This is a genomic window from Pseudomonas sp. R15(2017), from assembly GCF_002112685.1.
In the GTDB taxonomy this organism is placed as follows: domain Bacteria; phylum Pseudomonadota; class Gammaproteobacteria; order Pseudomonadales; family Pseudomonadaceae; genus Aquipseudomonas; species Aquipseudomonas glycinae.
In genome coordinates, this window is sequence record NZ_NEII01000023.1 from 20,302 (window position 1) to 27,390 (window position 7,089).

Consider the following 7,089-nt stretch of genomic DNA (forward strand, 5'->3'; position numbering starts at 1 on the left):
AGGATAGGCCTGCCCCCCCGGATCACCAATAACCAATCGGCGGTTAATCGTTTAGTCCAATCTAACCCGCGACCTGTTGCAGAATGTCGCGCAGGCGGTCGAGGGCGATGTCGATGTCCAGCGTCTCGATGGCGCCGAAACCAAAGTACATCCCGCTTCTTGGGGGCTGCTGGTAATAGAAGCCATCGATGGCGTACAGCCCGACTTCGACCTTCTTCGCCAGTTCGATCACCAGCGGCAAATCGATGGGGACCTTGCAGAACACCGCCATGTGAAAACCGGCGCTGGGCGGCACGGCTTGCAGCCACGGCGACAGGTCGGTGGCCATGCGCGCCAGGATCCGCTCGCGGCGCTGGGCATAAATGGTGTGGCAGCGGCGGATGTGCTTGAGCAGACAGCCTTCGGCGATGAACTTGGCCAGCGCCCATTGCGGCAGGGTAGAGGCGTGCAGGTCGGTGAGCTGCTTGGCGCGAATCACCGCCTCGAGAATCGCCGGCGGCAGGATCGCATAGCCGAGCCGCAGCTCTGGCAGCAGGGTTTTCGAGAAGGTGCCGACGTAGGCGACGATGCCGCGCTGATCGAGCTTGTGCAGCGAATCGGTCGGGCGGCCCTCGTAGCGGAACTCGCTGTCATAGTCGTCCTCGATGATGATCGCGCCCAGCTCATGGGCCCGTTCGAGCAGGGCCTCGCGCCGCGCCTGACTCATTGGCATGCCCAGCGGAAACTGGTGCGACGGCGTCACGTAAATCAGCCGCGTGCCTTCGGGAATCCGCTCGACCTGAATGCCCTCGGCATCCACCGGCACGCCGACCACCGTCGCCCCGTGAGTGCCGAACAGCAGCCGTGCCGGCGGGTAACCGGGATCTTCCATCGCCACCAGACTGCCGGGGCGGATCAGCACTCGGGTGATCAGGTCCAGCGCCTGTTGCGCGCCGTTGCACACCACGATGTCCTCGTCCTGACAGTTCACGCCACGGGAAAACGCGATGTGCCGGGCAATCGCATTGCGCAGCGCCGGCAGGCCTTCCGGCACGCTGTAGAAGCCTTTGGAATGGGCCATCTGCCGTAGCGCGTGAGAGACACAGCGGCGCCAGTCATCCTGGGGAAACTGCCCCTTGCTGGTGGCGCCGCCGATGAAGTCGTAGCGCAGGGAGCCCTCAAGCGTCGGATGGCGCAGGAACACCGGCAGATTGCGCCAGCTCTCGATCACCTCGGAACTGGCCAGTTCGGAATGGCTTTGCTTGCGCTGCACCGGCGTCGAGCGGGCGTTGACGTAAGTGCCTTTGCCGATGACGCCGGTGAGGAAATTCTCGTAGGTGAGCTGCGCGTAAGTGTCGGAAATGGTCTTGCGCGAGATCCCCAGTTGCTCGGCGAGCAAGCGGCTGGGCGGCAGTTGCGTGCCGGCGGCCAGACGCCCGGATTCAATGGCGCCGCGCAGTTGCTGGTACAACTGACCGGCCAGATCCTTGCGGCCATTGATTACGACATGCAGTTCCATACCGACGGGGCGCTCCGGGCGATTGAGTGTGCCGGCCAGATTACTCCCGAATGCGGGCGGGGCAGAAGTTGCGTAGTGCAAATCCCGCAAATTGGCATAGGGCCCTGTGGGAGCTGGCTTGCCAGCGATAGCGGTGTATCTGCTGACATCTATGTTGAATGTGATTGCCCCATCGCTGGCAAGCCAGCTCCCACAGAAATGTTGTTTTACTTGAATCAGTGGTCTGCCGTTTTTTCGTGGAATTGGGGCTGTAACGTTGCCCAACCAGCGCCTACCGTGAAATCACTCTTCTGCTGCCCGAGGCCCGCCCATGTCCCCGCGTCTGGATTACTACAGCGCTTCACCCAAAGCCATGAAAGCGATGATTGCCCTGGAAGCGCTGACCAGCAGCCTGAGCATCGAACCGCCGCTGTTGCACCTGATCAAGATCCGCGCCTCGCAACTCAACGGCTGCGCATTCTGCACCGACATGCATTCGGTGGAAGCGCGACGGGCCGGGGAGACGGATCGGCGGCTGTACGCCATCGCGGTCTGGCGCGACAGCGGCTTCTTCAACCTGCGCGAACGGGCGGCGCTGGCCTGGACCGAAGCCGTCACGCTGCTGGCGGACAGCCGGGTGCCTGACGATGTTTACCAGCAGGCGCGGGAACAGTTCAACGAGACGGAACTGGTGGACCTGACCATGGCCGTCAGCACCATCAACAGCTGGAATCGCCTGGCGGTGAGCTTCCGCCAGATTCCCAGCGATTGATCACGAGCCGTTGATCGCTCCCACGTGCCCGCGCGTCGATCGTTCCCACGCTCCGCGTGGGAATGCCTCTAGGGACGCTCCGCGTCCAGTGACGCGGAGCGTCACGGGCTGCATTCCCACGCTCTGCGTGGGAATGCCTCTGGGGACGCTCCGCGTCCAGTGACGCGGAGCGTCACGGCTGCATTCCCACGCAGTAGCGTGGGAACGATCAGGTAAAAGTGGTTCGGTGGCTGTGGTTTTGATCGTTCCCACGCTCCGCGTGGGAATGCCTCTAGGGACGCTCCGCGTCCAGTGACGCAGAGCGTCACGGGCTGCATTCCCACGCGGGAGCGTGGGAACGATCAGGTAAAAGTGGTTCGGTGGCTGTGGTTTTGATCGTTCCCACGCTCCGCGTGGGAATGCCTCTGGGGACGCTCCGCGTCCAGTGACGCAGAGCGTCACGGGCTGCATTCCCACGCAGGAGCGTGGGAACGATCAAAGCTAGTTCGGTGGCCGCTGCGGTTTCACCGACGTGCCAAACGTGTTGCCCATCCGCGTACTGGTGGCCGCCGGCGTCGCCAACCCCACCTGATTCGGCGGACGCTTGTTGATCGGCACATTCATCGCTTCCTGATTCTTCTGCGCAGCCGCCGCGCCGTCGGGGTTGTTGCCCATCTGCTGGCTCAGGCAGTCGTAATTCGGCGCCTTGTAGCCCCCCACCGTCACCTCGACACAGCCCAGCGGCTGCTCCGCATGTGCAGCGCTAAACACCGTCAGCAGCAACCCGCCGAGGGCAACTTTCCAGACTGATTTCATGCCTGCCTCCTGGCCGGCCCGAAGGGGCCGCTCTAGCTCAGGAGTCTAGTGCAACGGTGGCGCCGATCCCGTGATGGTTTTTTTGCAGTGGCCGTCACACCAGATTCATAAACAGCCCTCAGGATGACGGTTTTCAGGGATACATCAGCCGTGCAGCGAGGCCGTGCCAGGGAGGATGTTGTGCGCTCAGCGCTCATGCGCCAGCTCTGTCTGGGGCTGCTGCTTGGCTTGTTTCTGAGCCGCGCCAGCGCCGACCCGATGCCGGCGACGATGCGCATGACCTTGCACATCCCGGCCCAGGAACTGGCCCACGCCCTCGAACAGTTCAGCCGCGCCACCGGCATGGCGGTGCTGGTCGACAGTCAGTTGAGTCGCGGTCGACGCTCATTGGCGGTGGACGGTGAATTCACCGCCGCCGAAGCGTTGCGTCGGATGCTCGGCGGCAGTGGCTTGATGGCCAAGTACAGCCGCGACGACGCGTTCACCTTGCAAGTGGCGCAAGTCGAGGACGTGCCAATGCCGGCGGAGAAACCGACACCCGCCAGCGCAGCGGTCAACCGCAGTTACGCCACGGCGGTGCAGGCCGCGATTGAACGCAACCTGTGCCGTTCGCCGCTGACCCGGCCCGGCAGTTTTCGCGCGGTGTTGCAGTTGTGGATCGGCCGCGACGGCGTGGTGCAGCACAACCGGTTGGTCACCTCGACCGGCGATGTTCGGCGCGATGCAGCGCTGGTGGACAGTTTTCACACGCTCAAAATCGACCGGCCGACACCTGGCGCATTGCGCCAGCCAGTCACCTTGCTGTTGTTACCCGAATCGTCAGGAAAGCGCATGGAATGCACACAATGGGAAGGAGTTTCCGGGGGATGAAAGACGCCGGACAAAGTTCGATGGTCCAGCTGTTCCTGACGTCCTACGAGGACTTTCGGGTGCGCCTGCGACGCCGTCTCGGCTCGGAGGACCTGGCCAACGACGTGCTGCACGAAACCTACCTGCGGGTCGACCGCATGGAAGCGCCGCCGAACCTGCTGCGGCCCAACGCCTACCTCTATCGCATGGCCCTGAACATCGCCGCCGACCGCCGCCAGGCCGATGCGCGGCTGCTCACCGGCAGCGAAGTCGAAGAACTGCTGCAAGTCAGCGACGAAGCGCTGGACCCGATGCGCGTGGTCGGCGGCCAAAAGGAAATCCAGTCCCTGCTCAGCGCCCTCTACGAACTGCCGGCCCGGCGCCGCCGGATCTTCATCGCCGCACGCCTGGAAGAAGCGCCGCACCTGGAAATCTCCCAGCGTTTCGGCATCTCCACGCGCATGGTCGAGAAGGAAATCAAGGCTGCCCTCGGACACTGCGCGGCCAAACTGGAAAGAAAAGTGTTTCAGCGGTTCGGTCGCGGGGCCGGAAAACCGTCTAGTGAATGAAGCTCCCGATCAACCCGTCGAGTACCTGCGCGTTTGAACATCTTCCGTCTGACACCTGCCGAGCCCACGCCTGCCGAGCGTCTGCAAAGCGAAGCCCGCGACTGGCTGATCCTGCTGACCTCCGGCCGCGCCACGGTCGCCGACGCCCGAGCGCTGCGCCAGTGGTGCGCGCAAAGCCCCGAACACGCGCGCGCCTTCGAAGATTGCAAGGCGTTGTGGCACCTGCTGCAACCGGCGGCGGAAGCGACGCAGGCGCCACGACGGTTTGGACGACGGGCCTTTCTCGGTGGAGCGATTGCCGCGTCGGCCGCGTTCCTGCTGGTACGCGGCACGATTCCGGGCGGGTTCTCCGGGCTTGGCGCGGATTACATCACCGAAGTCGGCCAGCAACGCCGGGTCGAACCGGCCGATGGCCTGAGCCTGGAACTGAACACCCAGACCCGCATCAACCAGCGTTCGGTGGATGAGGGCGTGCAGGGCTTTGAACTGGTCAGCGGCGAAGTCGAAGTGCAGACCGCGCGGCTGCCGATGGCGATGCAGGCCGGTGGCGGCTGGCTGCGGGCGAGCAGGGCGCGGTTCAACCTGCGTAACCTCGATCAGCAGGTGTGCGTGACGTGCCTCGATGGCGCGGTGGACGTGGAAGTTGAAGGCCGCAGCCTGCGACTGGAACCGGGGCAGCAATTGACCTATGACGCGCAACAGGTCGGCACCGTGCAAAGCGTCGATACGGCGGCGGTGATGAACTGGCGCCAACAGGTGCTGGTGTTCAACGGCGCGACCCTGAGCCAGATGATCGACGAGATCAACCGCTACCGCCCAGGCATGTTGCTGCTGCTCAACCGCGAACTCGGCCAACGCCGCGTACAGGCACGTTTCTCCCTCGACCAACTGGCCGGGGTAGGCGCGCTGATCCGTGACGCCTACGGCGTCAAATGCACCGAGCTACCGGGCGGCGTAGTCGTCCTCAGCTAACTACACAACACCCACAAACACCCTAAAACCCTGTGGGAGCTGGCTTGCCAGCGATAGCGGCATGTCAGGCAATGATATGTTGGATGTGAAGGCCCCATCGCTGGCAGGCCAGCTCCCACAGGGTTTTGAGGAGGCAGGACTTACTGCAACGGTCCCATGACTTGCCGGTACTTCTCCGGCCCTTGCGGTGTCTGCCGGGTCAACTTCACCTCCAATCCCAACGGATCCTCCCGCCGATTCCCGCTCAACTGCCGCCACCCCTTGTCCACCTCCCAAACCCGCACCTGCAAATCACTCACCTCACCCAACACCGCAACCCCCGCAGTCGGAGCAGGCAACGGATAGCGACTGCGCGCCGGCGCCACCGCGCGATACAACGTGTCCCCCTTGAGCCACCACCGCACCCGCTGCAAAGCCCCCGATTGATCCGCCGCGCTCCGAATAATGTCCAGCCGAAACCCCTTGCTGTCACTGCTGCGTACCGTCAGCGCAGGCGGCGCCGTCGCCGGTTCATCCTCAGTGCCGACCTTCTTCGGCTCCGTCAGCTCGATCCCGGCGCGCATCTCCACATCCCGTTGCATCTGATTCAACGCCCGCAACAGGCTGTCGCTCTGCTCACCACTGGCCTGCAAATGGCTGTCGGCGCGGGTGACACTGTCCAGCCCCTTCCAGGCAATCAGACTGACCACCGCCATCAACAGAATCGCGACCATCACCTCGATCAGCGTAAAACCTTGTTGTCTGTTCATTGCACGCTAATCCGGCCCGAAGCATCGCGCAGCACACTCAACCGATTGAGCCCGTCAGACAGCGTCAACTGCAGCGGCGGATTGATCCACTCGGCGTTCAGCACCACCTTCTGCTTCGGCTCCACCCGCACCTCCAGCTTCGGACTCTGCCAGGGACGCGGCCGCAACTGCGGGTCCCGATCGAAATGATCAAAGCCCTTGCCACTGTCACTGCGCCGACTGAACCGAAACCCCTTGCCATCGCTCAACCACGTAATCGGCCGGCCATCGGCGCGGGCCTCGGCCTGGGCAATCTGCAGCAACTGCGCCACGCGCTCGGCGTCCTTGCGCAGCAACTGCAACGGATCGGGCTTGATACTCAGACTGATCGCCGCACTGGCGATCCCGATGATCACCAGCACCACCATCAACTCGATCAGCGTAAAACCCTGCTGCCTGCACCGGTTCATCGAATGCGCACTCCTTTGCGTTCAGCCCGTCCCAAAAAACCATCCTGCACGGCCAACATGTAAGGCGTGTGAAATAAAACCGTGAGAATTGCCGCGTAGTCTGGTCACCGGGACTAAAAGGAGATTCAGCCCATGAGATACACCGCACGCTTTTCACCCCCCCAAATCATCCAGGCCGCCGCACTGCTGGCCGCCCTGGTCGGCATCGCCACCTGGTCATCCCTGCTCCTGACCACCGCCGAATCCCACACCCCGGCGGCCACCCCGCAACTGCTTGCGGCGCGCAGCGATAACCCGGCGTTGCAGTGGTTTTCCAATCGAACGGCGCCGGTGGAGATCAAGGTCAGTGGGGTGATGGCGGGGAGTCGTGGGGCGGTGGCTATTTTGAGTTTGAACGACGGACCGCCGAGGAGCTTTTTGCAGGGGGAACGGGTGAGTCCTGGGGTGAAATTGGTGG

General features: G+C 63.4%; 9 protein-coding genes. 5 read left to right on the top strand and 4 right to left on the bottom strand.

Features of this window, described 5'->3' with window-relative positions; translation table 11 throughout:
- Nucleotides 1–61: 61 nt before the first annotated feature.
- Nucleotides 62–1,498 (bottom strand): PLP-dependent aminotransferase family protein, encoded by a 1,437-nt coding sequence (locus CAF77_RS28415; protein WP_085655786.1) that lies wholly within the window; start codon nt 1,496–1,498, stop codon nt 62–64.
- A 310-nt stretch (nt 1,499–1,808) separates the two neighbouring features.
- Here CAF77_RS28415 and CAF77_RS28420 point away from each other — a divergent pair, with 310 nt between their 5' ends.
- Nucleotides 1,809–2,249 (top strand): carboxymuconolactone decarboxylase family protein, encoded by a 441-nt coding sequence (locus CAF77_RS28420; RefSeq protein WP_007959341.1) that lies wholly within the window; start codon nt 1,809–1,811, stop codon nt 2,247–2,249.
- A gap of 480 nt (nt 2,250–2,729) precedes the next feature.
- Here CAF77_RS28420 and CAF77_RS28425 read toward each other — a convergent pair whose 3' ends face one another.
- The gene (locus CAF77_RS28425; RefSeq protein ID WP_064381183.1) at nt 2,730–3,044 is read right to left on the bottom strand and encodes a hypothetical protein; all 315 of its coding nucleotides are present in this window, start codon (nt 3,042–3,044) and stop codon (nt 2,730–2,732) included.
- A gap of 195 nt (nt 3,045–3,239) precedes the next feature.
- On the opposite strand from CAF77_RS28425, the gene CAF77_RS28430 reads away from it, so the two are divergent.
- The 3 genes from CAF77_RS28430 to CAF77_RS28440 are packed head-to-tail and all read left to right on the top strand — an operon-like array spanning nt 3,240 to nt 5,434.
- Entirely contained in the window at nt 3,240–3,914 is a 675-nt protein-coding gene (locus tag CAF77_RS28430) for a secretin and TonB N-terminal domain-containing protein (protein ID WP_085655785.1), read from the top strand.
- Nucleotides 3,911–4,462 carry an RNA polymerase sigma factor gene (locus CAF77_RS28435; protein WP_011334580.1) on the top strand — a complete coding sequence of 184 codons (552 nt, stop codon included), beginning with the start codon at nt 3,911–3,913 and terminating at the stop codon, nt 4,460–4,462. Before CAF77_RS28430 ends, CAF77_RS28435 begins: the two co-directional genes overlap by 4 nt.
- A 33-nt stretch (nt 4,463–4,495) precedes the next feature.
- Nucleotides 4,496–5,434 carry a DUF4880 domain-containing protein gene (locus CAF77_RS28440; RefSeq protein WP_085655784.1) on the top strand — a complete coding sequence of 313 codons (939 nt, stop codon included), beginning with the start codon at nt 4,496–4,498 and terminating at the stop codon, nt 5,432–5,434.
- Nucleotides 5,435–5,574: 140 nt separating this feature from the next.
- Here the strand turns inward: CAF77_RS28440 and CAF77_RS28445 are convergent, their stop codons facing one another.
- A complete protein-coding gene (locus CAF77_RS28445; RefSeq protein ID WP_085655783.1) occupies nt 5,575–6,183 on the bottom strand; it encodes a prepilin-type N-terminal cleavage/methylation domain-containing protein in 609 nt (202 codons plus the stop codon).
- Entirely contained in the window at nt 6,180–6,632 is a 453-nt protein-coding gene (gene gspH, locus CAF77_RS28450; RefSeq protein WP_074690232.1) for a type II secretion system minor pseudopilin GspH, read from the bottom strand. Before gspH ends, CAF77_RS28445 begins: the two co-directional genes overlap by 4 nt.
- 132 nt (nt 6,633–6,764) lie before the next feature.
- On the opposite strand from gspH, the gene CAF77_RS28455 reads away from it, so the two are divergent.
- On the top strand, nt 6,765–7,089 hold a 325-nt coding region (locus tag CAF77_RS28455; RefSeq protein WP_085713970.1), incomplete at its 3' end, for a general secretion pathway protein GspC.